The organism is Streptomyces sp. NPDC036815 (assembly GCF_055609205.1).
On sequence record NZ_JBVJPW010000004.1, the window covers coordinates 1 to 26,285 of the forward strand.

Below are 26,285 nucleotides of genomic sequence, written 5' to 3' on the forward strand. Positions count from 1 at the left end.
AACGCCCGGTTACATTCCGAACCCGGAAGCTAAGCCTCACAGCGCCGATGGTACTGCAGGGGGGACCCTGTGGGAGAGTAGGACGCCGCCGAACTTCTTTTAAAGCCGCGGCCCCTGGATTCAATTCCAGGGGCCGCGGCTTTTTTGTTTTGTGCCTGCTGCCCGGCTACCCCTCTGCATGGACGTACGGCAACTGAGGGTAAGGTCAGGGGGCATCATTGACTCTTTCCCTCACAGGAGGCCCCCGGGTGGAGGTCCAGGAGACTCGCGTCCAGACGGACCGGGTCCTCACCATCCCGAACATCCTCAGCATGGCGCGCCTCGCCGGCGTGCCCCTCTTCCTGTGGTTGATCCTCAGGCCGGAGTTCGGGGGGCCCAACAGCGACGGCTGGGCGCTGCTCGTCCTGGCGTTCAGCGGGGTCAGTGACTACCTCGACGGCAAGCTCGCGCGTCGTTGGAACCAGATCAGCAAGCTGGGCCGGCTGCTCGACCCCGCGGCCGACCGGCTCTATATCCTCTCGACGCTGGTCGGTCTGACCTGGCGGGAGATTCTTCCGCTTTGGGTGACCGGGGCGCTGCTGCTGCGTGAACTGGTCCTGCTGGTGATGGTCGGGATCCTCAGGCGTCACGGCTATCCGCCGCCGCAGGTGAACTTTCTGGGCAAGGCCGCGACCTTCAACCTGATGTACGCCTTTCCACTACTGCTCCTCAGTGATGGAAGTGGCTGGATCGCCACACCCGCTGCTATTTTCGGATGGGCGTTCGCCGGATGGGGTACAACCCTGTACTGGTGGGCAGGGATCCTCTATGTGGTCCAGGTCCGCAGACTTGTCAATGCGGACAGTACGGCCGATTGAGCTTGCCGATTCGGCGGTTGTAGAGGCTGAAGGCCCGCGCCGGACATATGCGGGTCATCCTCGGTGAGCTGAGTCGGCCGGTCCGTCGTCTATTGAGGAGGACGTTTCCGACATGAAGGCCGTCGTGATGGCCGGTGGTGAGGGCACGCGCCTTCGCCCCATGACCTCGAGCATGCCCAAGCCGCTCCTTCCTGTGGCCAATCGGCCGATCATGGAGCATGTGCTGCGCCTGCTGAAGAGGCACGGGCTCACCGAGACCGTAGTGACAGTGCAGTTCTTGGCGTCACTCGTCAAGAACTACTTCGGCGACGGCGAAGAGCTTGGGATGGAGCTCACCTATGCCAATGAGGAGAAACCGCTCGGCACTGCCGGCAGCGTGAAGAACGCCGAGGAAGCGCTGAAGGACGATGCCTTTCTCGTGATCTCCGGTGACGCGCTGACGGACTTCGACCTCAGCGATCTGATTGCCTTCCACAAGGAAAAGGGCGCGCTTGTCACCGTCTGCCTGACGCGCGTACCCAACCCGCTGGAATTCGGCATCACCATCGTCGACGAAGAAGGAAAGGTCGAGCGCTTCCTCGAGAAGCCGACCTGGGGGCAGGTCTTCTCCGACACGGTGAACACGGGCATCTACGTGATGGAGCCGGAGGTCTTCGACTACGTCGACGCCGACGTGCCGGTGGACTGGTCCGGGGACGTTTTCCCGCAGCTCATGAAGGAGGGCAAGCCCGTCTACGGCTATGTCGCCGAGGGCTACTGGGAGGACGTCGGCACGCACGAGAGCTACGTCAAGGCGCAGGCCGACGTGCTGGAGGGCAAGGTCGATGTCGAGCTCGACGGCTTCGAGATCTCGCCCGGCGTGTGGGTCGCCGAGGGGGCCGAGGTGCACCCCGACGCCGTCCTGCGCGGACCGCTGTACATCGGTGACTACGCCAAGATCGAGGCGAACGTCGAGATCCGTGAGCACACCGTCATCGGGTCGAACGTCGTGGTGAAGGACGGCGCGTTCCTGCACAAGGCCGTCGTACACGACAACGTGTACATCGGGCAGCACAGCAATCTGCGTGGCTGTGTCGTCGGCAAGAACACCGACATCATGCGCGCCGCGCGGATCGAGGACGGCGCGGTCATCGGTGACGAGTGCCTCGTCGGTGAAGAATCGATCGTGCAGGGCAACGTACGGGTCTACCCGTTCAAGACGGTCGAGGCAGGTGCCTTCGTCAACACGTCGGTCATCTGGGAGTCCCGTGGCCAGGCGCACCTCTTCGGGGCGCGTGGGGTGTCCGGGATCCTGAACGTGGAGATCACACCGGAGCTCGCCGTGCGCCTGGCGGGTGCGTATGCGACGACCCTGAAGAAGGGTTCCACCGTGACCACCGCGCGTGACCACTCGCGTGGTGCGCGTGCGCTGAAGAGAGCGGTCATCTCGGCGCTGCAGGCCAGTGCCATGGACGTACGGGACCTGGAGAACGTACCGCTGCCCGTCGCGCGGCAGCAGACCGCGCGAGGCAGCGCCGGCGGGATCATGATCCGGACGACGCCCGGGGTGCCGGACTCCGTCGACATCATGTTCTTCGACGGGCAGGGCGCGGACCTCTCGCAGGGGAGCCAGCGCAAGCTGGACCGGGTCTACGCGCGCCAGGAGTACCGGCGAGCCTTCCCCGGGGAGATCGGTGATCTGCACTTCCCGTCCAGCGTCTTCGACTCCTACACGGGCTCCCTGCTGCGGAACGTGGACACCACGGGCGTCGCCGAGGCGGGCCTCAAGGTCGTCGTCGACGCGTCCAACGGAAGCGCCGGCCTCGTACTCCCGAGCCTCCTCGGGAAGCTCGGAGTGGACGCGCTGACCATCAACCCCGGGCTCGACGAGTCGCGGCCCACGGAGACCGCGGACGGCCGCCGGTCCGGGCTCGTGCGGCTCGGGGAGATCGTGGCGTCGGCACGGGCCGCCTTCGGGGTGCGGTTCGACCCCGTCGGTGAACGGCTGTCACTCGTGGACGAGAAGGGGCGGATCGTCGAGGACGACCGCGCCCTGCTCGTGATGCTCGATCTCGTCGCCGCCGAGCGGCGGAGCGGGCGGGTGGCGCTGCCGGTGACGACGACGCGCATCGCCGAGCAGGTCGCGGCGTACCACGGCACTCAGGTGGACTGGACGACCACGTCGCCGGACGATCTGACGAGGGTGGGCCGCGAGGACTCGACCATCTTCGGCGGTGACGGGCGGGGCGGGTTCATCATTCCCGAGTTCAGCGGCGTCTTCGACGGAACGGCCGCATTCGTACGGCTGATCGGTCTGGTCGCGCGTACCCAGCTCACCCTGAGCCAGATCGACGCGCGCATTCCGCGCGCGCACGTACTGCGGCGTGATCTCGCGACTCCGTGGGCCGTCAAGGGCCTGGTGATGCGGCGTGTGGTGGAAGCGGCCGGGGAGCGGTCCGTGGACACGACCGACGGAGTGCGGGTCGTGGAGTCGGACGGGCGCTGGGTGCTCGTGCTGCCCGACCCCGCCGAGGCCGTCACTCATCTGTGGGCCGAAGGACCCGACGACGCGTCCGCGCAGGCGCTGCTCGACGAGTGGTCCACGGTGGTGGACAGCGCAGGTCGCTGACCTGTTCCGGCGCCGGACAGCACCCGTAACAGGTGCTGTCCGGCGCGCCGGTGGGGCCATTCGGAGGTAGCGCCCGCGACGTGCGACGATGTGCGGCATGCCGCAGCAGCCCCCCGTTCGGAGCACCCTCTCGCGCCCTCGGCGTCCGGACGCGTCCATGTCGCTGCTCACCACCGTCATGGACCACAGCCTGGACGAGGGATACGCGGAGGCGGCGGCCCGGAAGAAGGCCAGCGGGGGCAGTGGTGTCCCGCGTCCGCTGCGGGCCAAACTGGGGCTCGCGGCCGGTCTCGTACTCGCCGCCCTCGTGGTCACCGTGGGTGCCGCGCAGGCGCGGATAGAAGCTCCGGTGGTGGCCAAGGAGCGCGAGGAGCTCATCGACCGCGTCGAGGACGCGACCGCCGGGGCCGACAAGCTCGAGGACGACGTGGACGAGCTCCGCGACGACGTGGGCGACCGGCAGCAGGCCGCGCTGAAGGAGCACGGCGGCAGCCAGGGCGAGTTGATGGGGCTCCTGTCCGGGGCGACGGAAGTGCACGGGCCCGGCGTCAAGCTCGTGGTGGACGACAAGAAGCAAGCCGAGCAGGGCGGCGGCGGGCCGCGCGAGAGCGCCGGTTTCTCCGACACCGGGCGGGTGCGCGACCGCGACATGCAGCGCGTCGTCAACGGCCTGTGGCAGTCGGGCGCCGAAGCGATCTCCATCAACGACCAGCGACTCACCGCACTGTCGGCGATCAGGGCCGCGGGTGACGCGATACTGGTCGACAACAGACCGCTGGTGCCGCCGTATACGGTGCTCGCGGTCGGGGACGCGAAGCGCTTGAGCACCCGGTTCCAGAACAGCCGCGACGGTCAGTACCTGCACGCTCTGCAGGAGAATTTCGGCATCAGGACCAGCATCTCCGTGTCGGACGAGCTCAGGCTGCCGGCAGCGCCGAGCGTGACCGTACGTACAGCAGAGCCGAAGGCAGGAAAGGGCACATCGTGATCGCCGTACTGGGCCTCGTCGTGGGAGTCGTGGCCGGATTGTTGGTTCGGCCCGAGGTTCCGGCGGTGGTCGAGCCGTACCTTCCGATTGCCGTCGTGGCGGCTCTCGACGCCGTGTTCGGCGGGCTGCGGGCCATGCTCGACGGCATCTTCGACGACAAGGTGTTCGTCGTGTCGTTCCTGTCGAACGTGGTGGTGGCCGCACTGATCGTGTTCCTGGGCGACAAGCTGGGCGTGGGAGCGCAGTTGTCCACCGGCGTCGTCGTGGTCCTCGGTATCCGGATCTTCTCCAACGCCGCCGCGATCCGTCGGCATGTCTTCAGGGCGTGACGCCGATGAGTTCCGACGAGAGGCCCGAGTACGACCGGCACAGGGAGCTCCCGCCGGAGGCCCCCAGAGTGCCCGAGACGCCCGCGCCGACGGAGCCCGGAAAGAAGCCGCAGCTCACCGGACGCCAGCGGCTGGCGAAGGGGTTGTGGCCGCCGCGGGTGACCCGCCCCCAACTCATCGTCGCCCTGCTGCTGTTCGTGCTCGGCCTCGGCCTGGCCATTCAGGTGCGGTCCAACAACGACAGCAGCGCACTGCGCGGAGCGAGACAAGAAGATCTCGTACGCATCCTCGATGAACTGGATGACCGAACTCAGCGTCTGGAAGAAGAGAAGCGACGCCTCGAGGACCAGAGGACCGGGCTGGAGAACAGCTCGGACCAGGCCGAAGAGGCTCGCAAGCAGACGGTCGAGCGGGAGAGGCAACTCGGCATCCTGGCAGGCACGGTGGCGGCCCAGGGGCCCGGCATCACCCTGACCATCGAGGACAAGAAGGGGGCGGTCGAGGCGGACATGCTGCTCGACGCCATTCAGGAGCTGCGCGCCGCCGGCGCCGAGGCGATCCAGATCAATGACGTACGCGTCGTGGCCAACACCTACCTGGCGGACGCCGGTGGCGGTGGCGTGCGGGTGGACGGCCACAAGGTCGGTGAGCCGTACCTCTTCAAGGTGATCGGCAAGCCGCAGGATCTCGAACCTGCGCTGAACATCCCGGGAGGTGTGGTGCAGACTCTGGAGAAGGAGCAGGCCACGGTGACCGTGGAACGCTCGGAGAAGATCATTGTGAACGCCTTGCGACCTGCGAAGCGGCCTGACTACGCTCGGTCGTCCTCCGAGTGAGGGGCGGACGCATGGGGGCCGCGAGGCGAGGGCATGAGGTTGCGGGGGGTCGGCGCACCGGAAGCGTGGTGCGTGGTGGAAACTGTTTGGTGGCCACGGACGTTGTGAGGATGTCTGGCTCACCGATGAATGCCGGTGTGTGCAATCAGGGTTCGTCCTGCCCCACGGGCGGGTCTGTTTCGGTCAAGGGGAATCGCCCGTGAAGTTGTTTGCGAAGTTGTTCGGCAAGAGCGCACGAGAGGACAGCGGCAATCCAGCCACTGCCCGTCACCGTGCCCCACGCCATGGAGATGCCGAGGAGCAGGGCGCGGGGCGCCCGATGTTCCGCGATCAGGTCGCTGGTCCAGGTGGTGACATTTCGGGCGGACAGGGCGCGTCATCTGTTGACCCTGCCGGTCCCGGCCGCATAGGTTTCGGGGAACCTTCAACCTCAGGTACGGGTGGAGGGTTCACCTCCGGCCCGTACGCATCGAATGCCCCCGCGGGGCAGCCACGGCAGGAGGACCCGTCCATGGCCCTGGTGTGTACGAGGTGCGGGAACCGCAACGCCGAGGCGAGCCGGTTCTGCTCCAACTGCGGTGCGCCGCTGCGGGCCGGAGCCGCGCCGGAGCGTCCGTCCGAGACCACCTCGACGATCTCCATCTCGGGCCTGGAGGCCTACGACGCCGAGACGACGGGGCAGACCCAGTCTCCCGCGCTGTCTCCGGAGGCCCAGGCGGCGGTGGACGCGCTGCCGCTCGGTTCCGCGCTGCTCGTCGTGCGCCGGGGTCCGAACTCGGGCAGTCGTTTCCTGCTCGACGGCGAGCTGACCACGGCGGGGCGGCACCCGCAGAGCGACATCTTCCTGGACGACGTGACGGTGTCGCGTCGTCACGTGGAGTTCCGTCGGGTCCAGGACGGTTCCTTCACCGTCGCGGACGTGGGCAGCCTCAACGGCACGTACGTCAACCGTGAGCGCATCGATTCGGTCGCGCTTTCGAACGGCGACGAGGTGCAGATCGGCAAGTACCGCCTGGTCTTCTACGCGAGCCAGCGGGCCGTCGGCCTCTGAGCCCTCCCCCAGGCGCCGTCCGGGGGGACAACCCCCAGGGAAGGTCCATGCTTCAAACACCGAGGGGCGGTGCCGACATCGGCACCGCCGTCGCGGACCGTCGGCTGATGAGCATCGGCACGGTGCTGAACGAGCTGCGTGACGAATTTCCCGAGGTCACGATCTCCAAGATCCGCTTTCTGGAGTCCGAGGGGCTCATCGAGCCGCAGCGGACCCCGTCCGGGTACCGGAAGTTCAGCCCGCCGGACGTCGAGCGGCTCGCTCAGGTCCTGCGGATGCAGCGGGACCACTATCTGCCGCTCAAGGTCATCCGGGAGCACCTCGACGCGCTGGAGCGCGGTGAGCGGCCCCCGATGCCGTCTCTGGGGCGTCAGCGGGACGGTGGGGACGCGCAGGGCCAGGACGAGGCCGAGGGGCCGACGGCGGCCCGCGTGGGCCGTGCCGAGCTCCTGGCCGCCGCGGAGATCGACGAGGTGCAGCTCGGCGAGTGGGAATCGTACGGGCTGGTCGCGCCGCTGCCGGACGGCGGATACGACGCGGAGGCCGTCACGGTCGCCACGCTCGTCGTCGAACTCGGTCGATTCGGTATCGAGCCACGCCATCTGCGGGCCATGAAGGCCGCCGCCGAGCGGGAGGCCGGGCTCGTCGACCAGGTGGTCGCACCACTGCGACGGCACCGCAATCCGCAGACCAGGGCCCATGCCGAGGCCCGGACCAAGGAGCTCGCCGGGCTCACCGGCAGGCTCCATTCGGCGCTCGTGCAGACGGCGCTCGGCGTCAGACTGCCCTGACTCGGAGCATGCCCGACCGCTACTCGGCGGGTGCCCGACTACCCAAACCTGCCAGCCACGTCCTAGGGTTGCTGTGTGAACGAGCTCGACGTCGTAGGTGTCCGGGTCGAAATGCCCTCCAACCAGCCGATCGTGCTCCTGCGTGAAGTGGGAGGCGACCGGTACCTCCCCATCTGGATCGGACCAGGTGAGGCAACAGCCATCGCCTTCGCGCAGCAGGGCATGGCACCCGCACGGCCGCTGACCCACGACCTGTTCAAGGACGTGCTGGAAGCGGTGGGCCAGGAGCTCTCCGAAGTGCGCATCACCGACCTGCGGGAAGGGGTCTTCTACGCGGAGCTGGTGTTCGCCAGTGGTGTCGAGGTGAGCGCGCGGCCGTCCGACGCCATAGCGCTGGCGCTGCGCACCGGGACGCCGATCTTCGGCAGCGACGGTGTCCTCGACGACGCCGGCATCGCGATCCCGGACGAGCAGGAGGACGAGGTGGAGAAGTTCCGCGAGTTCCTCGATCAGATCTCGCCCGAGGACTTCGGTACCAACAGCCAGTGAGCCGCTTCCAGCGGCCCGCGTCGGACCATTCGGCTAGCCTTTCCCCGCGGTGCGATACGGGAAACCACTCTCAGGGTGATATCACTCGGCGTGCCGAGTGTGGCGATCGTTGACGAGCCCCTGGCGACTGCCTACCGTCGAGAAGGCAGGTCAAGGAGGGAGGTCGGCGTGAGAAGCAGCGGCGACGGTACGGCGGTGGACGGTGGTTACCCGCTCCACGGCGGTGCCTCCGATCACTCTCCGAATCGACCGATGGCGGTCCAGGGGAGCGGGGACGCGACGTCCGGACACGAGCAGATCGGCTACCGCGGTCCCACCGCGTGCGCGGCCGCGGGCATCACCTACCGACAGCTCGACTACTGGGCCCGTACCGGTCTGGTCGAGCCCAGTGTGCGCGCCGCGGGCGGCTCGGGGACACAGCGGCTGTACAGCTTCCGCGACGTGGTCGTCCTGAAGATCGTGAAGCGGTTCCTCGACACCGGTGTGTCGCTGCAGAACATCCGGACGACGGTCCAGCACCTGCGGGAGCGCGGGTTCCGGGACCTGGAGCGGATGACGCTGATGAGCGACGGGGCGACCGTCTACGAATGCACGTCGTCCAGCGAGGTCCACGACCTGCTCCAGGGCGGTCAGGGGGTCTTCGGGATCGCCGTGGGCGTCGTCTGGCGCGATGTCGAGGCCGCGCTGTCCCAGCTGCACGGGGAGCGTGTCGACACCGGCGAGACCCTCATCGGGCACAACCCGGCCGACGAACTGGCCAGGCGCCGCAACAAGGCCGTCTGAGCACGTCCCGCACCGGCTCCAGGGCCCTGCGACGCCGCGTTGTCAGTGGCATAGGGCAGCATCAGAGCTGTGAGAAGCGCGCCGACGATCCTGCATCTGGACATGGATGCCTTCTACGCGTCCGCGGAGCAGGCCGCGAAGCCGAGTCTGCGCGGAAAAGCCGTGGTGGTGGGCGGTCTGGGGCCGCGGGGTGTGGTCGCCACCGCTTCGTATGAGGCGCGTCGTTTCGGCGTGCACTCGGCGATGCCCATGGGGCAGGCGCGGCGGCTCGCGCCGAACGCCGCCTATCTCGTGCCGCGCTTCGGGCTGTATCGCGAGGTCAGCGAGCAGGTGATGGGGCTGCTGCGGCAGCTGTCGCCGCTCGTGGAGCCGCTCAGCCTGGATGAGGCCTTCGTGGATCTGGAGGCCGGCGGCGTCGCCGACGACGCGGAGACGGCGCGTGCGGTGGGGGAGCGGCTGCGGGCGGACATCAGGGCGGTGACCGGTCTTACCGGGTCGGTGGGGCTCGCCGTCTCCAAGATGCTGGCCAAGATCGCCTCCGAGGAGGCCAAGCCGGACGGACTCAGGCTGATAGCACCGGGGTCGGAGCGGGCGCTGCTCGGGCCCATGTCGGTGCGCATCCTGCCCGGGGTGGGGCCGGCCACGGGTGATCATCTGCGGCGGGCCGGCATCACCACGGTGGAGGAACTCGCCGAGGCGGGCGAGGACGAGCTCGTACGGCTCCTCGGGAAGGCGCACGGGGGCTCGCTGTACGGGATGGCGCTCGCGCACGACGAGCGGCCCGTGGTCGCCGAGCGGGACACGAAGTCGGTCAGTGTCGAGGACACGTACGACGTGGACATCCACGACCGGGTACGGGTGCGGGGCGAGGTCGCGCGGCTCGCCGAGCGGTGTGTGCAGCGGTTGCGGGCGGCGGGGCACTCGGGGCGGACCATCGTGCTGAAGGTGCGGCGGTTCGACTTCTCGACGCTGACGCGGTCCGAGACGCTGCGCGGACCCACGGACGACCCCGGGGTGGTGCGGGAGGCCGCCGCGCGGCTGCTTGAGTCGGTGGACACCACGGGCGGGGTACGGCTCCTCGGCGTGGGCGTATCGGGCCTCACGGACTACACGCAGGAGGACCTCTTCGCGCAGGCGCAGGCCCAGGCCGCCGAGGTCGAGGCGGAGGCGGCGTCGGCGGCGGCCGGGAGCGTCACGGAGGCGGAGCCCGAGGGCGCCGGGAGCGGGGACGGCGTGCCGGGGGAGCCGGTGCCGGGCGAGCAGGCGGGGGAGAGCGCCGAGGAGCCGGTGGCGCCGGCCGAGCGGCGGTGGTCGGCCGGTCACGACGTGCGCCATGCCGAGTACGGGCACGGGTGGGTGCAGGGGAGCGGTCTCGGGCGGGTGACGGTGCGCTTCGAGACGCCGTACTCGCCGCCTGGGCGGGTGCGGACGTTCCGGACGGAGGACCCGGACCTGGTGCCCGCCGAGCCGTTGCCGCTGGTCGCCGCGGAGGCACCGGAGGAGGCCGGGGAGGCGGGAACTGAGGCGGGGCTCGAGGAGGTGTCCAGAACGGCTCGCGCGCAGGTGGGGAATCAGGGCTGAGACGGGCCGGCCCGAAAGGGGCGGCGCCGGGTCAGGGGGAGTCCGTGCCAGCGATGCGGCCGAAGTCCTGGTCGGGTGGTGGGGACTGTGGTGGTGTCGTGTCCAGGCCGTAGTGGTGGTAGAGCTGGAGTTCCTGCTCGGGCGAGAGGTGGCGGCCGACTCCGAAGTCGGGGGCGTCCCTGATGAGGGCGCGGTCGAAGGGAATGCGCAGGGTGCCGTCCCCGACCAGCTCGCTCGGCTCCAGGGGCACGAAGGCGTCGCGGCTGAACAGGCCGGTGCGTATGGCCGCCCATTCCGGGGCGCCGGTGGCGTCGTCGAGGTACACCTCGTCGATGGTGCCGATCTTGGTCCCGTTTCGGTCGAACGCCTTGCGGCCGATCAGGTTGCGCGGATCGATGTCGGTCTGCACGGGCCCTCCAGCTGGTCGCGGCCTGACGAAATCGGGTGCAACTCATCCTTATTCGTTCGTAGTCACTACGAAAGAGCACTTCGGGGCAGGTGGCCACTCGAGGGATCGGCCATGGTCCTCGCTGGTAGGCTGGCTTCTGGCCGCTGACCCCGTGCGGGAGAGCTCTCCGGAACACACTTTCCGGGGGCGCCGAAGGAGCAAATCCTCCCCGGAATCTCTCAGGCACCCGTACCGCACGGACGAGGTCACTCTGGAAAGCAGGGCGGGCGTCGGGCGGGCACGTTCCGAACCCTTCCTCACCGACGGTGAAAGCAGCTCTGTCGAGAGACGGGACTGTGAAGCTCTCAGGTTGAGATGACAGAGGGGGAGGCCGTCCGGGTACCCGCGCCGTGGTACCCCTCGCAGGTCGTGCTGACCAGGAGGCCTCCGCAATGACTGCCACCAATCGCATCCCGCTCTCCGAGCTCGAGCAGGGCATCCCCTTCGAGCAGCGGCACATAGGGCCCGATGCGGAAGCGCGGGCCAAAATGCTCGCCCAGGTCGGGTACGGCTCGCTCGACGAGCTGACGGCCGCCGCGGTGCCGGATGTGATCAAGAACGCCGAGGCGCTGAACCTGCCCGGCGCCCGTTCCGAGGCCGAGGTGCTCGCCGAGCTGCGCTCGCTGGCCGACCGGAACCAGGTCCTCGACTCCATGATCGGGCTCGGGTACTACGGGACCTTCACCCCGCCGGTCATCCTGCGGAACGTGATGGAGAACCCCTCCTGGTACACCGCCTACACGCCGTACCAGCCCGAGATCTCGCAGGGGCGGCTCGAGGCGCTGCTCAACTTCCAGACCATGGTCGCCGAGCTGACGGGCCTGCCCACCTCCGGGGCCTCGCTCCTGGACGAGGGCACCGCCGCCGCTGAGGCCATGGCCCTCTCGCGCCGCATGGGCAAGGTCAAGAACGGCGCCTTCGTCGTCGACGCCGACACGCTGCCGCAGACCATCGCCGTGATCCGAACCCGTGCCGAGCCCACCGGCGTGGAGGTGGTCGTCGCCGATCTGAGCGAGGGCATTCCCGCCGAGGTGGCCGAGCGCGGCGTCGTCGGCGTCCTGGTGCAGTACCCGGGCGCCTCCGGTGCCGTACGCGACATCAAGCCGCTCATCGACCAGGCGCACGAGATCGGCGCCGTCGTCACCGTCGCCGCCGACCTGCTCGCCCTGACGCTGCTCACCTCGCCCGGCGAGCTCGGCGCCGACATCGCCGTCGGCACGACCCAGCGCTTCGGCGTGCCGATGGGCTTCGGCGGCCCGCACGCCGGTTACATGGCGGTCCGCGAGAAGTTCGCCCGCAGCCTGCCCGGACGGCTCGTCGGCGTCTCCGTCGACGCCGACGGCAACAAGGCCTACCGCCTCGCGCTGCAGACCCGTGAGCAGCACATCCGCCGCGAGAAGGCCACCAGCAACATCTGTACCGCTCAGGTGCTGCTCGCGGTCATGGCCGGAATGTACGCCGTCTACCACGGGCCCGACGGCCTGAAGTCGATCGCGCGGCGCACCCACCGGTACGCGACGCTGCTCGCGGCGGGCCTGACGGCCGGTGGCGTCGAGGTCGTCCACGGCGCGTACTTCGACACCCTGACCGTGCGCGTCGAGGGCAGGGCCGAGGAGCTCGTCCGTGCCGCCCGCGAGGGTGGCGTGAACATCCACCTGGTCGACGCCGACCACGTCTCCCTCGCCTGCGACGAGACCACCACGCGGGCACAACTGGCCGCCGTGTGGGGAGCGTTCGGGGTCGAGGCCGATGTCGAGGTGCTCGACGCCGACGTCGCGGACACGCTGCCCGCGGGCCTGCTGCGCCAGGACGACTACCTCGCCCACCCGGTCTTCCACCAGCACCGCTCGGAGACGGCGATGCTGCGCTACCTGCGCAAGCTCGCCGACCGTGACTACGCGCTCGACCGCGGCATGATCCCGCTGGGCTCCTGCACCATGAAGCTCAACGCGACCACCGAGATGGAGCCGGTCACCTGGCCCGAGTTCGGCTCGCTGCACCCCTTCGCCCCCGCCCAGCAGGCGCAGGGCTACCTCACGCTCATCCGTGAGCTCGAGGAGCGGCTCGCCGAGGTCACCGGGTACGACAAGGTCTCCCTGCAGCCCAACGCGGGTTCGCAGGGCGAGCTGGCCGGCCTGCTCGCCGTGCGCGGGTACCACCGCGCCAACGGCGACGAGCAGCGCACCGTCTGCCTCATCCCGTCGTCCGCGCACGGCACGAACGCCGCGAGCGCCGTCATGGCGGGCATGAAGGTCGTGGTCGTCAAGACCGCCGACGACGGCGAGATCGACGTCGAGGACCTGCGCGCCAAGATCGAGAAGCACCGTGACGAGCTGGCGGTGCTGATGATCACCTACCCCTCGACGCACGGCGTCTTCGAGGAGCACGTCGCCGACATCTGTGCCCAGGTGCACGAGGCGGGCGGCCAGGTGTACGTCGACGGCGCCAACCTCAACGCCCTGGTGGGCCTGGCCAAGCCGGGCCACTTCGGCGGCGACGTCTCGCACCTCAACCTGCACAAGACCTTCTGCATCCCGCACGGCGGCGGTGGCCCCGGCGTCGGTCCGGTCGGTGTGCGCGAGCACCTCGCGCCGTACCTGCCCAACCACCCGCTGCAGCCCGCCGCGGGGCCCGAGACCGGGGTCGGCCCGATCTCCGCGGCGCCCTGGGGCTCCGCCGGCATCCTGCCGATCTCCTGGTCGTACGTGCGCCTCATGGGCGGCGAGGGCCTCAAGCGGGCCACCCAGGTCGCGGTGCTCTCCGCCAACTACATCGCCAAGCGCCTCGAGCCGCACTTCCCGGTGCTCTACACCGGTCCCGGCGACCTCGTCGCGCACGAGTGCATCATCGATCTGCGGCCGCTCTCCAAGGAGACCGGCGTCAGCGTCGACGACATCGCCAAGCGGCTCATCGACTACGGCTTCCACGCGCCGACCATGTCCTTCCCGGTCGCCGGGACGCTGATGATCGAGCCGACGGAGAGTGAGGACCTGGGCGAGATCGACCGGTTCTGCGAGGCGATGACCGCCATCCGCCGGGAGATCGAGAAGGTCGGCTCCGGCGAGTGGGCCGCCGACGACAACCCGCTGCGGAACGCCCCGCACACCGCCGCCGCGCTGAGCGGTGAGTGGGAGCACGGGTACAGCCGCGAGGAGGCCGTCTTCCCGGCCGGTGTGGTGGCGTCGGACAAGTACTGGCCGCCGGTGCGCCGCATCGACCAGGCGTACGGCGACCGGAACCTGGTCTGCTCCTGCCCGCCGCTGGATGCGTACGAGGACTGATCACCGCGCTCGCACGGCGCGGGCATGCGGCGGGGCCGGTTCGGAGAGTTCTCTCCGGGCCGGCCCCTCGTCTTCTCCGTGGTGCGCTCGTGCGGCTGTGCCAGCGGTGCTCAGGCGGCCGTCATGACGTGATCGGTGCCCAGCGGTCGATGTGGGGCGATGATCTGGCCGTCCGGCAGCAGCTCACCGGTGTCCTCGAAGAGCAGGACGCCGTTGCACAGCAGGCTCCAGCCCTGTTCCGGGTGGCTCGCCATGAGGAGCGCGGCTTCCCGGTCGGCGGAGTCGGCTGTCGGGCACGGTGGTTGGTGCTGGCACATGGAAGGGTTCTTTCGCTGCGATGAGATGGCTGTGACGTCGGTCCTGTGGCTCGATGCGGTGTTCATAACCGCCCCCCGTTGTAGTCGGTCCGATCCCAGTGTTGCCCTCCGCGCGTCAATCCGCAGGGAATTTGCCGCAGCGGCTCCTACTGCTTAATGACGTATCACCCGCGCGGACGGTTCAGCCCAACTTGGCGCACTCTTCGGGTGGTTCGGGGTGGCCTGAGTGGGCTAGTCCACTCGGGTGGGCAGCGCTGTGCCCCGCTGCCGGGGGCGGCGGGGCACGGGAAGCGGACGGGGCGCTGTCAGGCGCGTGAGGTCAGCAGGGGTGCCGGTGTCAGGCGGTGGTTGAGCATCGGAAGGAGTTCGGCGACGCGGTGCGGGCGGTGGGCCGCGATGCCGGGTGGGGCGGGCGCCAGCGGAACGAGCAGGTCGGTGGCGGCCAGCGCGCCCTCGGCGCCGTCGTCCGTGCAGTCGCGGTGCAGCCAGAGAGTGAGCATGTAGAGCTCGGGCACGGAGAGCAGCCGGGGCTGGTACGGCATCGGCATCGCCTCGGCGTGCCGCAGGGCGCGTTCCGTGGAGGCGATGTACGGGCCCTCGAAGAAGTGCGAGAACGCCCACCCGTCCGGAGTCAGCATCGTCTCGGCCGCGGCGACGGCGCGCTCGCCGCAGCGGATGAGGAAGCGCCAGCCGGCGAGGCGGGTGGGCGAGGTGCCCTCGGGAGTGATGCGGTCCAACACGTGGACCGGCAGCGGGAGTTCCGGGCTCGCGGGCCCTTGTGCCGCACGGAGGGACGGGGTGCGGGCCTCGCGTACGGCGGTGGGGGAACCGAGTGCCGCGAGGACGCTGCGCAGGGCGGGCGCGGGAGCCGGGGGGACATGCAGCGGCATGGTGGGTCGCCTCTCTCATTCGACAGGCACGGTGGAACGGGGGCAGGTGCGTGACGGCGCTGTCAGCTCTGGGTCAGAGGGGCGGGGGCTGGGAACCGCGAGCGCCAACTCTCTGCCTAGATTGCGGAGTTTATACGAGGTGTGTTCGAGCGGTGTTTCAGCTAGAGGCACCGGATATTATTGGCAAGGCGTTAACGCGCCGTCCTTGTGAGACGTTTATCCCGATTTTTCGCGGGGCCTGCCTTCATGACCTCGGATTTCCCGCGGTACGCGGTCGGCCGATTCCTGTCGGTGCTTTTGACCAGGTGGTTCGGAACGGAATCTTCACTGTGCCGCATGCCTGGTGAATGTGCCGGACAGCAACCCCGCCGAGCCTAGCGGTCGGTGGCCCCGCGCGGGACGTTATCGATCACATTGCCTGGGCATCATCCCCCGTACACAGCGGCCGGACCCTTGGCTGCCCGTTCTAGGAGGGACGCTTCGATGGGGGAGAAGGTCGTGGCGGGCACGTTCGACCTGGCCGATCGGAACCACTACCGAGGCAAGCTCCGAGAGTGTCTCGCGGGACTGGAGCGATTGTTGGAGGAGGGGCGATTCGACCGGCCCAAGAATCTGATGGGCATGGAGATCGAGTTGAATCTCGCCGGCCCTGACGGGCTGCCGAGGATGTTGAATGCGCAGGTTCTCGAGCGCATCGCGAGCCGGGATTTCCAGACGGAACTCGGAATGTTCAACCTCGAAGTGAACATTGCTCCGCACCGGCTCGGCGGACGCGTACTCGACCGGCTCGCCGAAGAGCTGCGCACGGGTCTCAACTACGCCCACAGGAAAGCGAACGAGCTCGCCGCCGGCATTGTCATGATCGGAATTCTGCCGACGCTGAACCGTGCCGACCTGGTGTCCGCGAACCTCTCCGACGTCGACCGCTACACCCTCCTCAACGACCAGATCGTGGCGGCGCGCGGCGAGGACTTCGCCCTTGACATCCAGGGCGTGGAGCGGCTGACCTGCACCTCGGCGTCGATCGCGCCGGAAGCGGCGTGCACCTCCGTGCAGTTGCACCTGCAGGTCACGCCGGGCCGTTTCGCCGATGTGTGGAACGCGGCGCAGGCCGTCGCCGCGGCGCAGGTGGCCGTGGGGGCCAACGCGCCGTTCCTGTTCGGCCGTGAACTGTGGCGCGAGTCGCGGCCGCCGCTGTTCCTGCAGTCCACCGACACGCGCTCGCCCGAGCTGCAGGCGCAGGGCGTGCGGCCGCGCACCTGGTTCGGGGAGCGGTGGATCACCGGGCCGCTTGAGCTCTTCGAGGAGAACCTCCGGTACTTCCCCGCGCTGCTGCCGCTGATGGAGGAGGAGGACCCGCTCGGCGTCCTCGACGCGGGCGGCGTGCCGCGCCTCGGGGAACTCGTCCTGCACAACGGCACCGTGTACCGCTGGAACCGCCCGGTGTACGGCATCGCCGACGGCGTCCCGCACCTGCGGGTGGAGAACCGCGTACTGCCCGCGGGGCCCACCGTCACCGACGTCATCGCCAATGCGGCCTTCTACTACGGCCTGGTGCGGGCGCTCGCCGAGGAGTCGCGGCCGGTGTGGTCCCGGCTCCCCTTCGAGGCCGCCGCGCGCAACTTCGACGTCGCGTGCCGCCAGGGCATCGACGCCACGCTGCAGTGGCCGCGGCGCGGCAGGCTCGGCGGTGTCGCCGAGGTGCCGGCCGTCCAGCTCGTACGCGAGGAGCTGCTGCCGCTCGCGGCCGCGGGCCTGGACGCGTGGGGTGTGGAGGCCGCCGACCGGGACCTGTACCTCGGGGTGATCGAGGAGCGGTGCCGGCGGCGGGTCAACGGGGCTTCGTGGCAGGCGTCGACGTACCACCGGGCCCGCGAGAGCGGCCTTGCGAGGGAAGAGGCGCTGGCCGCGACCACCCGGCGGTACTGCGAGCTGATGCATGCCGGGGAGCCCGTCCACACCTGGCCCGTGGAGCTGCCGGAACCCGCGGTGCCGACGGGCTGAGGCTCCCGGCCGGGCGCCTCGGCTCAGCCCTGGTTGCTGCCCGCCTGCATGATGGCCTTGAGGATGACCGCGTGGATCTGCGCCGGGTCGTCGACCTGGTGGCCGGAGCCGCCGGTCGCCTCGGCGATCTGCTGGACCTCGTCCTTGTCCGCGTCCGGGCCGACGGCGATGGCGATGATCGGCACCGGCTTCTCGGGGTCGGAGAGGTCCTCCAGCTGCGAGATGAGGGAGCCGCGGGAGATGCTGTCCGGGTCCTGGTTGGCGCCGTCGGTCAGGATCACGAGGGCGTTGAACTTGCCGCGCGCGTACGTCGACCGCGCCTCCTTGTAGGCGGCGAGCGTGGTGTCGTACAGGCCGGTGGCGCCGCCCGGCACGGGCTGCAGATCGCCGAAGGCGCCCGCCATCTCGTCGCGGTGGGTGCCGTCGCCCTTGCGGTCGCCGAGGCGCTCGGTCGGCTCCAGCACGCGGTAGTCGCGGGCGCCGTCCAGCCGGGTGGCGAACTCCCAGAGGCCGATCTCGTCCTCGTCCGTGAAGCCCGCGAGGGCTTGGAGCAGCGAGGACCTGGTGACCTCCATACGGGACTGGCCGCGGCCGGGGACCAACTGCCGCATGGACTCGGAGGCGTCGACGACGGTGCTGAGCCGCGCGCTCTGCACGGTGATCGTCCACATGCCCAGGGTCTCCTGGAGCTGTTTGTCGGAGGGCGGATCGGTGGCCTCGGCCGCGTAGGGCTGCGGGGTGCGGCCTCCCGCGGCGGTGACCAGTTTGTCGGAGGGCTGGTCGGGGTCGGTACGGAAACCGTGCTCCGTCAGGATCCGCTGCCCCTCCTCGTCGCTGAACATCGTCATGAAGCGCAGCGCCGCGCGGCTCATGTCGGTGGACATCTCGTCGTCCTCGACGAGGGTGTACGGGTAGTCGAGCCGGGGCGAGCCGTCCTTGGGATAGAACAGGTCGAGGCGGTTCTCCTCGTCCGCCGACGCGTTGTGGGCGTACGCGGCCTGTTCGGAGAGGATCAGGGCCTGGTTGCGGCGGGGGTTGTCCCGCTCGGTGCCGGAGTCGTCGCGGGCGAGGGTGTCCAGGAGCTGGCCGTCGCTGTCCGAGGTGCGGGACGACAGGGCTTTCGCCAGGGCGGCGGCCCGGGTGTCGCCGTCCTTGCCGCCCCGCTTCTTCGCCGACGCGCCCAGCTGGGCGAGGGCGAGCAGGCCGGTCGCGCTGCGCGCCGGATCGGCGGCGCCCAGGCGGAGTGTGTCGCCCTTCATGGCGGCCGAGGTCAGCGTCGGCCAGTCGTACGTCTTCTTCGGCCAGCCCAGCGACTCGGCGGCGGACGGGACCATCCCGATGCCGACCGGCGACGAGGCGATGTTGCCCGCGGGCGAGATCTTGGTCTGCTTGGAGCCGAGTCCCACCTGCCGGACCCAGGAACCGGAGTCCGGCACCCACACGTCGTACTCCGGATCGCGCTTGCCCGCGCGGAGTTCGGCGGCGACCTTGTACGAGTCGCGGGCGCTCACCCGTACGTCGATGCAGTGTCCGTCCGAGGTGACCTCCTCCTCGCGGGCGTTGTCGGCCGCCTCGCGCAGGGCGGGGGCCACCGCGGGGGCGGCGACGACGTCGAGGCGTACCGCCTCGTCGCCGCAGGAGCCGCCGAAGGAGAGCAGACCGCTGCGGACCGCCGCCGCGGTGGAGCCCGCGATCACGAGGACGAGCGCCGTGGCGATGGCGACCGCACGGCCGCGCGCGCGGGGCCGGGGGCCGGGCGCTGCCGTCCCGCGCTCATCGGGCAAGCTGTGACGTCCCATGCCGGTGGTGCCCCTCCCTTGAGTGATGGAGCAAGGAATGAGGGGGCCGTACGCCCGGAACCGGTGTCCGTCCCCCTCGGCCTGTCGCGCACGATCTTCGTAACTTCATTCGAGACCCTAGTGGGGCGGGGATGGGGATGAGGCGGGATTATTCAACTGGAGGCGTAAGTGCAAGCGGAGCCGGGGCCGATGGCCGGTTCTTTTCGAGAGGACGGGTCATCACGACGGATCCTCCGGGACGAGACATTGCTCGTCCTGGCTCTCTCGCTCGGGGCGAGCGGTGTGTCCGCGCTGATCAGCTTTGTCGGGTCGGTCACCAGGCCGGGCGGTCTGAAGGACCAGGCCGCGACGATGAACACATCGGCGGCGCCGGGGCGGCCATGGCTTGATCTCGCGTGGCAGTTGTTCGGTATCGCCACGGCGTTGGTGCCGGTCGCGCTGGTCGCGCACTTCCTGCTGCGGGAGCGCGCGGGGCTGCGGACGCTCGGGTTCGACCGGACGCGGCCGTGGCCGGACCTGGGACGCGGCACCGCGATCGCGGCGGTGATCGGCAGTACCGGCATCGCCTTCTACCTGGCGGCCCGCGGCCTGGGCTTCAACCTCACCGTGGTGCCCGAGGCGTTGCCCGAGGTGTGGTGGAAGTATCCCGTCCTCGTGCTGTCCGCGGTGCAGAACGCGGTCCTGGAGGAAGTGATCGTCGTCGGTTATCTGCTGCGCAGGCTCGGGCAGTTGGGGTGGACGCCGATGGCCGCGCTGGTGGGCAGCTCGGTGCTGCGGGGCTCGTACCACCTGTACCAGGGCATCGGCGGGTTCCTCGGGAACGTCGCGATGGGCGTGGTCTTCGTGCTGCTCTACCGCAGGTGGGGCCGGGTCGGGCCGCTGGTCGTGGCCCATTCCCTGCTGGATGTCGGGGCGTTCGTCGGCTACGCCCTGCTCGCCGGGAAGGTGGGGTGGCTGCCGACGCCAGCGTGAGGCGGGTGCCGGTCGGGGGCGCGGCGGTGGGGACGTACGAGTGGTTCGTACGTCCCCACAGTGCTGTACGGGCCGCTGCTCTCCGTGCCGTACGCGCGCTGCGCGCGGGCCGCCGTCAGGCGAGGAGCTCGCCCTCGATGACCGTGACCGCCCGGCCCGTCAGGACGGTGCGGTCGCCGTCCAGCCGGGTGTGGACCAGGCCCGTGCGGGGTGAGGCCTGCAGGCCGGTGAGTTCGGTGCGGCCGAGGCGCTCGGACCAGAAGGGGGCGAGGGCGGTGTGCGCGCTGCCGGTCACCGGGTCCTCGTCGATGCCGAGGCGTGGGAAGAAGGAGCGCGAGACGAAGTCGTAGCCGCCGGACGGGTCCTCGGCGCGGGCCGTGGCGATGATGCCGCGCTCGGAGTGCCGCACGAGCGCCTTGTGGTCGGGGGAGAGCGACCTGACCGTCTTCTCGTCGGCGAGCTCGACCAGCAGGTCGCCGACCTGCGGGCCCGTGTCGTACGCGGTGAGCGGCTCGGCGCCGAGGGCCTCGGCGATGCCGTCCGGGACGTCGGCGGCGGTGAGCGGTGCGGTCGGGAAGTCGAGGGTGAGGGCGCCGTCGTCGTGCGCGGTCGCCGTGAGGACGCCGCTGCGGGTGGCGAACCGGACGGGGCCCGCCGCGGCGCCCGTGGTGTGCAGGACGTGCGCCGTGGCCAAAGTGGCATGGCCGCAGAGGTCGACCTCGGCGGCGGGCGTGAACCAGCGCAGTGCCCAGTCGGCGTCGCCGCCCGCGGGGAGCCGGTGGGCGAAGGCGGTTTCCGCGTGGTTGACCTCCTTGGCCACGTCCTGCAGCCAGGTGTCGTCGGGAAAGGCGTCGAGGAGCAGGACCCCGGCCGGGTTGCCGGCGAAGGGGCGGTCCGTGAAGGCGTCGACGACGCGGATGCGGTGGGAAGTCGGCATGCGATGACGGTAGAGGGCCGCGGAGCGCCAGGGGTAAGGCCAATTCTGGGTTACTGGACTGAGTTCGGGAGGCGATTGGCTTGTGGGGGCGGGTCAGGGGAGTGGATGTCGCTGCGCGTTAGGGCATCCGCCCAGGTCGGACGCGGGGTTGTCGTACGAGCTGTTCCGATATATCGTTGACGCATCGCGACAGGGTTGCGACTGATCAAAGATCGGAGTTCCCGATCGATCCACGACGCGGAGTCCGCGACGCGAGTCGTCGACGCCGCCTCGATGAACATCAAGGAGTGATCGCTATGCGTTCCCACGGTTTTGAACACGAGCACGGACGCGGCCATGGACGCGGCCGCCGCGGCGGCCCCGAGGGCCGGGAAGGCCTCGGCCGCGAAGGATTCGGCGGATTCGGCGGCTTCGAGGGGCGGCGCGGCGCGTTCGGTCCCTTCGGCCCCGGCTTCGGCGGACCGGGCGGCCCCGGTGGACCGGGTGGTGGTCCCTGGGGTGGCCGCGGCGGGCGCGGCGGACCGCGCGGCAGGGCGCGGCGCGGCGACGTGCGCGCGTCGATCCTGGCCCTTCTGAAGGACCGGCCCATGCACGGCTACGAGATGATCCAGGAGATCGCCGAGCGCAGCGGCGGGGCGTGGAAGCCCAGCCCCGGCTCGGTCTACCCGACCCTCCAGCTCCTGGAGGACGAGGGCCTGATCAGCAGTGCGAGCGAGGGCGGCAAGAAGCTCTTCTCGCTCACCGAGGCCGGGCGCACGTCGGCCGGGGAAGGCCCCGAGGCGCCCTGGGAAGAGGCCGGGCGCGGGGTCGACTGGGACACGCTGAACGAGATCCGGCAGGCCGGTTTCGGTCTGATGGAGGCGTTCGGCCAGGTCTGGAAGACCGGCAGCAAGGAGCAGCGCGAGAAGGCGGTCACCGTCATCAACGACGCCCGCAAGAAGCTGTACCTGATCCTCGCCGATGAGGACTGAGCTGGTGGAGGCCGACGGCTCCCCGCCACGGACGAGGCGCCCCGCACGCATGGTGTGGGGCGCCTCGTTCTCTCTGTGGCGGCCGTTCTTCTACGGGGGCGGGGCGGGGCGGTTCCTCTCCGGGGGCCGGGCGGGTCAGACCGTCACCAGTCCGTCCAGCTTGCGCAGCGACTCGTTGAGGGCGGCGGTCGCCGAGTCCTTGAGCTTGCCCGCCATGAGGGAGACGGCGGCGCCGGTGAACTCCCCCTCGATGCGGACCAGCGTGCCGGAGCCCTCGGGGGAGAGGGAGTAGCGCGTGCCGACGTTCACGCCCATGGGCCCCTTGCCCGCGATGGCCAGGACGCGGGCGGGCTCCAGCTCCTGGATCGTCCAGTTGACCTCGGCGGGGAAGCCCATCAGCTTCATGTTCTCCACGAAGGTGCCGCCCGGCTCCAGGGCGGCGGGGCCGCCCTGGGGGAAGCTCGTGTGCGTGGAGTTCCACTCGCCGTACGAGGGGAAGTCGGTGAGCCGGGCCCAGACCTTCTCGGCGGGCGCCTCGATGCGTGCTTCCGCGCTGACTTCGGCCATGCGGCCACCCCTTCCCGTCGGACGCTGCGACGGCCGCAGCTACGGTGTCGCGGAACGTAGCCGGAGGGCCTGGAACATTCAATACTGATGAACTGTCAGATTCGGTGCCGGTGCGGGCTCGAGCCGCCGGACCGGACCGCTGCGGGCGACGCTCAACCGACCCGCCGTATCACCGCCGCGTCGAAGAGGTCCGACGCTCTCGGGAACGGGCCCTCGTCGTGACAGTGCCACGCCTCCCAGAACAGGTCGGCGGGCCGCGCGTCGTCGGGTGCGTACACGCGGTAGACGTACTGCCTGCCGTCGAGCGCCGGCAGGGTGACCATCCAGCACCTTTCCCTCATGCATGTCTCAGACGTGTGCTGCCGCGGCGCGGTTGCGTGCCCGCTCGCGACGCGATGGCACACCCGGAGGAGGCGCTCCGGTGGATCTCATCCGTAAGGAGGACAACCAACGCACCCGTGCCCAACCTGTGTCGGACGCGAAAATGCTTCCCGCCGCCGATGCATATGCCCCCAGGGGTTGATGTGGTGGGAGATGTGCAAAGCCGTACCCCGCCCGGAGCCGAACCCGGCCCGACCCGAGCAGAACTCGACTCCCGAGCAGAACTCGACCCCAGGCTCAGCCCCGAGCTGGCGTCCGTGGTGGCCGGCGCGCGCCGTCGCGCCCTGCGGGACGGGGACCGGCAGATCGACACCGCGCACCTGCTGCACGCGCTCCTCGAGACCGACCCCGAGGTGCGCGCCGTCTTCGAGAACGGCGCGCAGGCGGTCCGCGTCCTCGGCTACCTCGTGCAGCGCAGCATCGGCTACGGCCTGCGCTGGCAGGGCACCGTCGAGGACTCCGGTGCCGTGCCGGTGGTGACGGCCGCCCCCGAGACGGGCTGGTCACCGGCCGCCTCCGCCGCGATGGACGCGGCGCTCGAACGCGCCGAGCTGCGCGGAGAACCGCGCGCCCTCGGCATGGACCTGCTCGCCGGACTCGTCACCGACCCGGACTGCCGCGCCGTCGAGGTCCTCGCGCGGGCCCGGGTCGAGGTGCCGGCGCTGCTGCGGCGCATAGAGGCGGGCTGCCGGCGGTACGCGTCCGGGGGCGGCGGCCACGGGTACAGCGGAGGCACTGGCTCCGGCTGTTGATCGCGGCGTGGGAGACCCGCTGGTGAACGGCGTGGGAGACGCGCTGGTGAACGGCGTGGGGCACCCGCCGGTGAGCGACGGGGCGTCCGCCGATTGAGACAGGGGTCAAAAGGAGTGAAGCTCCTGACGTCGCCTGCCATGATGTGCCGGTGCGAGCGTCGGACGAGGTGCAGGGGAGCCGGGCGAGCCGGGGAAATCCGGCCGACCCGGGAGGTCGGGGCGGCCAGGGCGGCCGGGGCGAGGGCGGCAGGGGAGTCGGCCTCGGCCTGGCCCTCGTGTCGGCGGTCGCCTTCGGCGGCTCGGGGGTCGCGGCGAAGCCACTGATCGAAGCGGGACTCGACCCGCTGCACGTGGTGTGGCTGCGAGTGGCGGGCGCCGCCCTGGTGATGCTGCCCGTGGCCTGGCGCCACCGAGGCCTGCTGCGCAGCAGGCCCGCGCTGCTCGCCGGGTTCGGTCTCCTCGCCGTCGCGGGCGTCCAGGCCTGCTACTTCGCCGCGCTCTCGCGCATCCCCGTCGGGGTCGCGCTGCTGATCGAGTACCTCGCGCCCGCGCTCGTCCTCGGCTGGGTGCGCTTCGTGCAGCGGCGGCCCGTCACGCGGGCGGCCGCGCTCGGGGTGGTGCTCGCCGTCGGCGGGCTCGCCTGCGTCGTCGAGGTGTGGGCCGGGCTGAGCTTCGACGCCGTGGGACTGCTGCTCGCGCTCGGTGCCGCCTGCTGCCAGGTCGGCTACTTCGTCCTGTCCGACCAGGGCAGCGACGCGGGCGACGACGCCCCGGACCCGCTCGGCGTCATCGCGTACGGCCTGCTGGTCGGAACCGCCGTGCTGACCGTCGTCGCGCGCCCGTGGGGCATGGACTGGTCGGTGCTCGCGGGCGACGCGGACCTGGACGGCTCGGCCGTACCGGCCTGGGCCCTGCTGGCCTGGATCGTGCTCATCGCCACGGTCGTCGCGTACGTCACCGGCGTCCTGTCCGTGCGCAGGCTCTCGCCCCAGGTCGCCGGTGTCGTGGCCTGCCTCGAAGCCGTCATCGCGACCGCCCTGGCCTGGGTCGTCCTGGGCGAACACCTCTCGGCGCCGCAGGTCGTCGGGGGCGCGGTGGTGCTCGTGGGGGCGTTCATCGCCCAGTCGTCGGCGCCTGCCGCCGGGCCCGCGGGAGAGGGCGGTGACGGCGTCGACGGCGGTGTCCCGGCATCCGAAACGGGATTGTCGCGCGTCGGCGGCGCGCCCTAGTGTGCTGATCATGCACGCACGAGCGCTCGTTCTTCCGCCCCCCGCCGCCTAGCGCGGGGCGCCCACGGATCTTGCCCGGCCCGATGGCCGGGCGGAACGGTGCTGCCCGCAGACGGAGCCAGACGTCCCTCTCTGCTGCGGAGAACTCACGTGTCACACCTGTCCAGCACGTCGTCCGACGTGTCCCCTTCCTCTTACGAGGCGTCCCTTTCCTCTCGTGCGGCTGCCGCGCACGGCGCTGCCCCGAACGCCGCCGCCCTCGGGCTTCCCGTCGGGCGGGGCCTCCTCTATCTGATCGTCGCCGGAACCGCGTGGGGCACCGCCGGAGCCGCGGCCGCGCTGGTCTTCGAGACCGGTGACATGGGTCCGGTCAGCCTCTCCTTCTGGCGGTGCGCGGGCGGGTTCGTCCTGCTGCTCGCCGCTCGCGCGACCACGTGGCTGACGCGTCGACGCCGGGCCGCCCCGCACGTCGCCCCCCGCGTCGCGTCCGCCGGGCCGCTGGACCGCAGGGTGCGCCGGGTCGTCGCGACGGGCGTGGCCCTCGCGGTGTTCCAGACCGCGTACTTCGCGTCCGTGGAGGCGACCGGCCTCGCGGTCGGCACCGTCGTCACCATGGGTTCGGGTCCCGTCCTCATCGCACTCGGCGCACGCCCGACGCTGGGGGAGCGGCTCGGACGCGGCGGTGCCGTCGCCGTCGCGGGCGCCCTCACCGGCCTCGTCGTACTCGTCCTCGGGGACGGTGAGGGCGCTGCCGCGACCGTGCGGCCGACCGGGGTGGTCTGGGGGCTCGTCTCGGCGGCCGCGTACGCCGCCATGACACTGCTCACGCGGCGGTGGGGACGGGACGGCGGAGCCGACTCGTCCGGAACGACCGTCTGGGCGTTCGCCGTCGTCTCGGTCTTCCTGCTGCCGTTCGCCCTGGCCGAGGGGCTGCTGCCGCACACCGCCGAACCCGTGCGGATGGGCCTCTACTTGCTGTACATCGCCGCCGTGCCGACGGCGGTCGCGTACGCGCTGTACTTCGCCGGGGCCGCCGTCGTGCGCTCCGCGACCGTCTCCGTGATCATGCTTCTGGAGCCGGTGGGCGCGGCGGTCATCGCGGTGGCGCTGCTCGGCGAGACGCTGACGGCGGCGACCGTCGCGGGCACGGCCCTGATGCTGGCCGCGGTGACAGGGCTCGCCGTCGCGGAGGCGCGGGGCGTCGCGGCGGGGCGGCGGGGAGCGGTGTCGGGGTAGGGCGGGTGGTCGCGGAGGGTGGCTGCGGAGCCGGGGGGGGGAGGGGAGCAGCCGGGATCTGTCGGAAGTGGGCGTGATCTGTCGGCGGTATGTCGGTGGGGGGTGGGAGCTTGAGCGGGTGGTCGGGG

General features: G+C 70.5%; 24 protein-coding genes, 1 rRNA gene and 1 riboswitch. Of the genes, 18 read left to right on the forward strand and 7 right to left on the reverse strand.

Annotation, left to right across the window (positions count from 1 at the left end; all coding sequences use genetic code 11):
* From rrf to ACZ69I_RS10985, 11 genes are all read left to right on the forward strand, one after another.
* Positions 1 to 94 (forward strand): 5S ribosomal RNA (gene rrf / locus ACZ69I_RS10935); the annotation flags it as partial.
* A 154-nt stretch (positions 95 to 248) separates the two neighbouring features.
* Positions 249 to 857 carry a CDP-alcohol phosphatidyltransferase family protein gene (locus tag ACZ69I_RS10940; protein ID WP_470831605.1) on the forward strand — a complete coding sequence of 203 codons (609 nt, stop codon included), beginning with the start codon at positions 249 to 251 and terminating at the stop codon, positions 855 to 857.
* Between the two features lie 112 nt (positions 858 to 969).
* On the forward strand, positions 970 to 3,465 hold the full coding sequence (locus ACZ69I_RS10945; protein ID WP_470831606.1) for a sugar phosphate nucleotidyltransferase: 2,496 nt from the start codon (positions 970 to 972) through the stop codon (positions 3,463 to 3,465).
* An 88-nt stretch (positions 3,466 to 3,553) separates the two neighbouring features.
* The gene (locus tag ACZ69I_RS10950; protein ID WP_470831607.1) at positions 3,554 to 4,453 is read left to right on the forward strand and encodes a DUF881 domain-containing protein; all 900 of its coding nucleotides are present in this window, start codon (positions 3,554 to 3,556) and stop codon (positions 4,451 to 4,453) included.
* Positions 4,450 to 4,782 carry a small basic family protein gene (locus ACZ69I_RS10955; protein WP_003988855.1) on the forward strand — a complete coding sequence of 111 codons (333 nt, stop codon included), beginning with the start codon at positions 4,450 to 4,452 and terminating at the stop codon, positions 4,780 to 4,782. Before ACZ69I_RS10950 ends, ACZ69I_RS10955 begins: the two co-directional genes overlap by 4 nt.
* Positions 4,783 to 4,787: 5 nt before the next feature.
* Positions 4,788 to 5,618, forward strand: coding sequence for a DUF881 domain-containing protein (locus ACZ69I_RS10960; protein WP_470831609.1), 831 nt, complete (start codon positions 4,788 to 4,790; stop codon positions 5,616 to 5,618).
* An 82-nt stretch (positions 5,619 to 5,700) separates the two neighbouring features.
* Positions 5,701 to 6,669 carry an FHA domain-containing protein gene (locus tag ACZ69I_RS10965; RefSeq protein ID WP_389722348.1) on the forward strand — a complete coding sequence of 323 codons (969 nt, stop codon included), beginning with the start codon at positions 5,701 to 5,703 and terminating at the stop codon, positions 6,667 to 6,669.
* A 47-nt stretch (positions 6,670 to 6,716) separates the two neighbouring features.
* A complete protein-coding gene (ftsR, locus tag ACZ69I_RS10970) occupies positions 6,717 to 7,460 on the forward strand; it encodes a transcriptional regulator FtsR (RefSeq protein WP_470831611.1) in 744 nt (247 codons plus the stop codon).
* A gap of 75 nt (positions 7,461 to 7,535) precedes the next feature.
* Positions 7,536 to 8,009, forward strand: a complete 474-nt coding sequence (locus ACZ69I_RS10975) for a bifunctional nuclease family protein (RefSeq protein WP_063795355.1) — start codon at positions 7,536 to 7,538, stop codon at positions 8,007 to 8,009.
* Positions 8,010 to 8,177: 168 nt separating this feature from the next.
* On the forward strand, positions 8,178 to 8,792 hold the full coding sequence (locus tag ACZ69I_RS10980) for a MerR family transcriptional regulator (RefSeq protein ID WP_467676417.1): 615 nt from the start codon (positions 8,178 to 8,180) through the stop codon (positions 8,790 to 8,792).
* Positions 8,793 to 8,861: 69 nt separating this feature from the next.
* A complete protein-coding gene (locus ACZ69I_RS10985; protein ID WP_470831612.1) occupies positions 8,862 to 10,373 on the forward strand; it encodes a DNA polymerase IV in 1,512 nt (503 codons plus the stop codon).
* 31 nt (positions 10,374 to 10,404) lie between these two features.
* On the opposite strand, the gene ACZ69I_RS10990 is transcribed toward ACZ69I_RS10985, so the two are convergent.
* Complete coding sequence (locus tag ACZ69I_RS10990; protein ID WP_467676412.1) at positions 10,405 to 10,782, reverse strand: PRC-barrel domain-containing protein; 378 nt, start codon at positions 10,780 to 10,782, stop codon at positions 10,405 to 10,407.
* A gap of 144 nt (positions 10,783 to 10,926) precedes the next feature.
* Positions 10,927 to 11,026: riboswitch (glycine riboswitch) on the forward strand.
* A 187-nt stretch (positions 11,027 to 11,213) separates the two neighbouring features.
* Between ACZ69I_RS10990 and gcvP the strand changes: the two genes are divergently transcribed.
* Complete coding sequence (gcvP, locus tag ACZ69I_RS10995; RefSeq protein ID WP_470831613.1) at positions 11,214 to 14,102, forward strand: aminomethyl-transferring glycine dehydrogenase; 2,889 nt, start codon at positions 11,214 to 11,216, stop codon at positions 14,100 to 14,102.
* A 110-nt stretch (positions 14,103 to 14,212) separates the two neighbouring features.
* On the opposite strand, the gene ACZ69I_RS11000 is transcribed toward gcvP, so the two are convergent.
* The gene (locus ACZ69I_RS11000) at positions 14,213 to 14,419 is read right to left on the reverse strand and encodes a DUF5999 family protein (protein WP_361733549.1); all 207 of its coding nucleotides are present in this window, start codon (positions 14,417 to 14,419) and stop codon (positions 14,213 to 14,215) included.
* Between the two features lie 305 nt (positions 14,420 to 14,724).
* Positions 14,725 to 15,309 (reverse strand): hypothetical protein, encoded by a 585-nt coding sequence (locus ACZ69I_RS11005; RefSeq protein WP_467676408.1) that lies wholly within the window; start codon positions 15,307 to 15,309, stop codon positions 14,725 to 14,727.
* A gap of 483 nt (positions 15,310 to 15,792) precedes the next feature.
* Here ACZ69I_RS11005 and ACZ69I_RS11010 point away from each other — a divergent pair, with 483 nt between their 5' ends.
* Positions 15,793 to 17,313 carry a glutamate-cysteine ligase family protein gene (locus ACZ69I_RS11010; protein WP_470831614.1) on the forward strand — a complete coding sequence of 507 codons (1,521 nt, stop codon included), beginning with the start codon at positions 15,793 to 15,795 and terminating at the stop codon, positions 17,311 to 17,313.
* 23 nt (positions 17,314 to 17,336) lie between these two features.
* Here ACZ69I_RS11010 and ACZ69I_RS11015 read toward each other — a convergent pair whose 3' ends face one another.
* Entirely contained in the window at positions 17,337 to 19,112 is a 1,776-nt protein-coding gene (locus ACZ69I_RS11015; protein ID WP_470831616.1) for a substrate-binding and VWA domain-containing protein, read from the reverse strand.
* Between the two features lie 168 nt (positions 19,113 to 19,280).
* Here ACZ69I_RS11015 and ACZ69I_RS11020 point away from each other — a divergent pair, with 168 nt between their 5' ends.
* Positions 19,281 to 20,084: a CPBP family intramembrane glutamic endopeptidase gene (locus ACZ69I_RS11020; protein WP_470831618.1), complete on the forward strand. Its 804-nt coding sequence runs from the start codon at positions 19,281 to 19,283 to the stop codon at positions 20,082 to 20,084.
* A 115-nt stretch (positions 20,085 to 20,199) separates the two neighbouring features.
* Here the strand turns inward: ACZ69I_RS11020 and ACZ69I_RS11025 are convergent, their stop codons facing one another.
* Positions 20,200 to 21,021, reverse strand: a complete 822-nt coding sequence (locus ACZ69I_RS11025; protein ID WP_470831619.1) for a PhzF family phenazine biosynthesis protein — start codon at positions 21,019 to 21,021, stop codon at positions 20,200 to 20,202.
* Positions 21,022 to 21,317: 296 nt separating this feature from the next.
* Here ACZ69I_RS11025 and ACZ69I_RS11030 point away from each other — a divergent pair, with 296 nt between their 5' ends.
* Positions 21,318 to 21,992 (forward strand): PadR family transcriptional regulator, encoded by a 675-nt coding sequence (locus ACZ69I_RS11030; RefSeq protein ID WP_470831620.1) that lies wholly within the window; start codon positions 21,318 to 21,320, stop codon positions 21,990 to 21,992.
* Between the two features lie 135 nt (positions 21,993 to 22,127).
* Here the strand turns inward: ACZ69I_RS11030 and ACZ69I_RS11035 are convergent, their stop codons facing one another.
* The gene (locus ACZ69I_RS11035; RefSeq protein WP_470831622.1) at positions 22,128 to 22,559 is read right to left on the reverse strand and encodes a type II toxin-antitoxin system Rv0910 family toxin; all 432 of its coding nucleotides are present in this window, start codon (positions 22,557 to 22,559) and stop codon (positions 22,128 to 22,130) included.
* Positions 22,560 to 22,711: 152 nt separating this feature from the next.
* Complete coding sequence (locus ACZ69I_RS11040; protein WP_467676393.1) at positions 22,712 to 22,882, reverse strand: hypothetical protein; 171 nt, start codon at positions 22,880 to 22,882, stop codon at positions 22,712 to 22,714.
* A 213-nt stretch (positions 22,883 to 23,095) separates the two neighbouring features.
* Between ACZ69I_RS11040 and ACZ69I_RS11045 the strand changes: the two genes are divergently transcribed.
* The 3 genes from ACZ69I_RS11045 to ACZ69I_RS11055 all read left to right on the forward strand — a co-directional run bounded on the left by ACZ69I_RS11045 (position 23,096) and on the right by ACZ69I_RS11055 (position 26,157).
* The gene (locus tag ACZ69I_RS11045) at positions 23,096 to 23,692 is read left to right on the forward strand and encodes a peptidase (RefSeq protein ID WP_467676391.1); all 597 of its coding nucleotides are present in this window, start codon (positions 23,096 to 23,098) and stop codon (positions 23,690 to 23,692) included.
* 266 nt (positions 23,693 to 23,958) lie between these two features.
* Positions 23,959 to 24,921, forward strand: coding sequence for an EamA family transporter (locus ACZ69I_RS11050; RefSeq protein ID WP_470832032.1), 963 nt, complete (start codon positions 23,959 to 23,961; stop codon positions 24,919 to 24,921).
* Between the two features lie 180 nt (positions 24,922 to 25,101).
* Entirely contained in the window at positions 25,102 to 26,157 is a 1,056-nt protein-coding gene (locus tag ACZ69I_RS11055; RefSeq protein WP_470831623.1) for a DMT family transporter, read from the forward strand.
* Positions 26,158 to 26,285 lie beyond the last annotated feature (128 nt).

Coding starts and splice junctions, on each gene's coding strand:
- ACZ69I_RS10950 (WP_470831607.1), top strand. CDS start 3,554: ATGTGCGGCATGCCGCAGCAGCCCCCCGTTCGGAGCACCCTCTCGCGC.
- ACZ69I_RS11015 (WP_470831616.1), bottom strand. CDS start 19,112: ATGGGACGTCACAGCTTGCCCGATGAGCGCGGGACGGCAGCGCCCGGC.
- ACZ69I_RS11000 (WP_361733549.1), bottom strand. CDS start 14,419: ATGTGCCAGCACCAACCACCGTGCCCGACAGCCGACTCCGCCGACCGG.
- ACZ69I_RS11005 (WP_467676408.1), bottom strand. CDS start 15,309: ATGCCGCTGCATGTCCCCCCGGCTCCCGCGCCCGCCCTGCGCAGCGTC.
- gcvP (WP_470831613.1), top strand. CDS start 11,214: ATGACTGCCACCAATCGCATCCCGCTCTCCGAGCTCGAGCAGGGCATC.
- ACZ69I_RS10960 (WP_470831609.1), top strand. CDS start 4,788: ATGAGTTCCGACGAGAGGCCCGAGTACGACCGGCACAGGGAGCTCCCG.
- ACZ69I_RS11030 (WP_470831620.1), top strand. CDS start 21,318: ATGCGTTCCCACGGTTTTGAACACGAGCACGGACGCGGCCATGGACGC.
- ftsR (WP_470831611.1), top strand. CDS start 6,717: ATGCTTCAAACACCGAGGGGCGGTGCCGACATCGGCACCGCCGTCGCG.
- ACZ69I_RS10945 (WP_470831606.1), top strand. CDS start 970: ATGAAGGCCGTCGTGATGGCCGGTGGTGAGGGCACGCGCCTTCGCCCC.
- ACZ69I_RS11040 (WP_467676393.1), bottom strand. CDS start 22,882: ATGGTCACCCTGCCGGCGCTCGACGGCAGGCAGTACGTCTACCGCGTG.
- ACZ69I_RS11035 (WP_470831622.1), bottom strand. CDS start 22,559: ATGGCCGAAGTCAGCGCGGAAGCACGCATCGAGGCGCCCGCCGAGAAG.
- ACZ69I_RS11025 (WP_470831619.1), bottom strand. CDS start 21,021: ATGCCGACTTCCCACCGCATCCGCGTCGTCGACGCCTTCACGGACCGC.
- ACZ69I_RS11010 (WP_470831614.1), top strand. CDS start 15,793: ATGGGGGAGAAGGTCGTGGCGGGCACGTTCGACCTGGCCGATCGGAAC.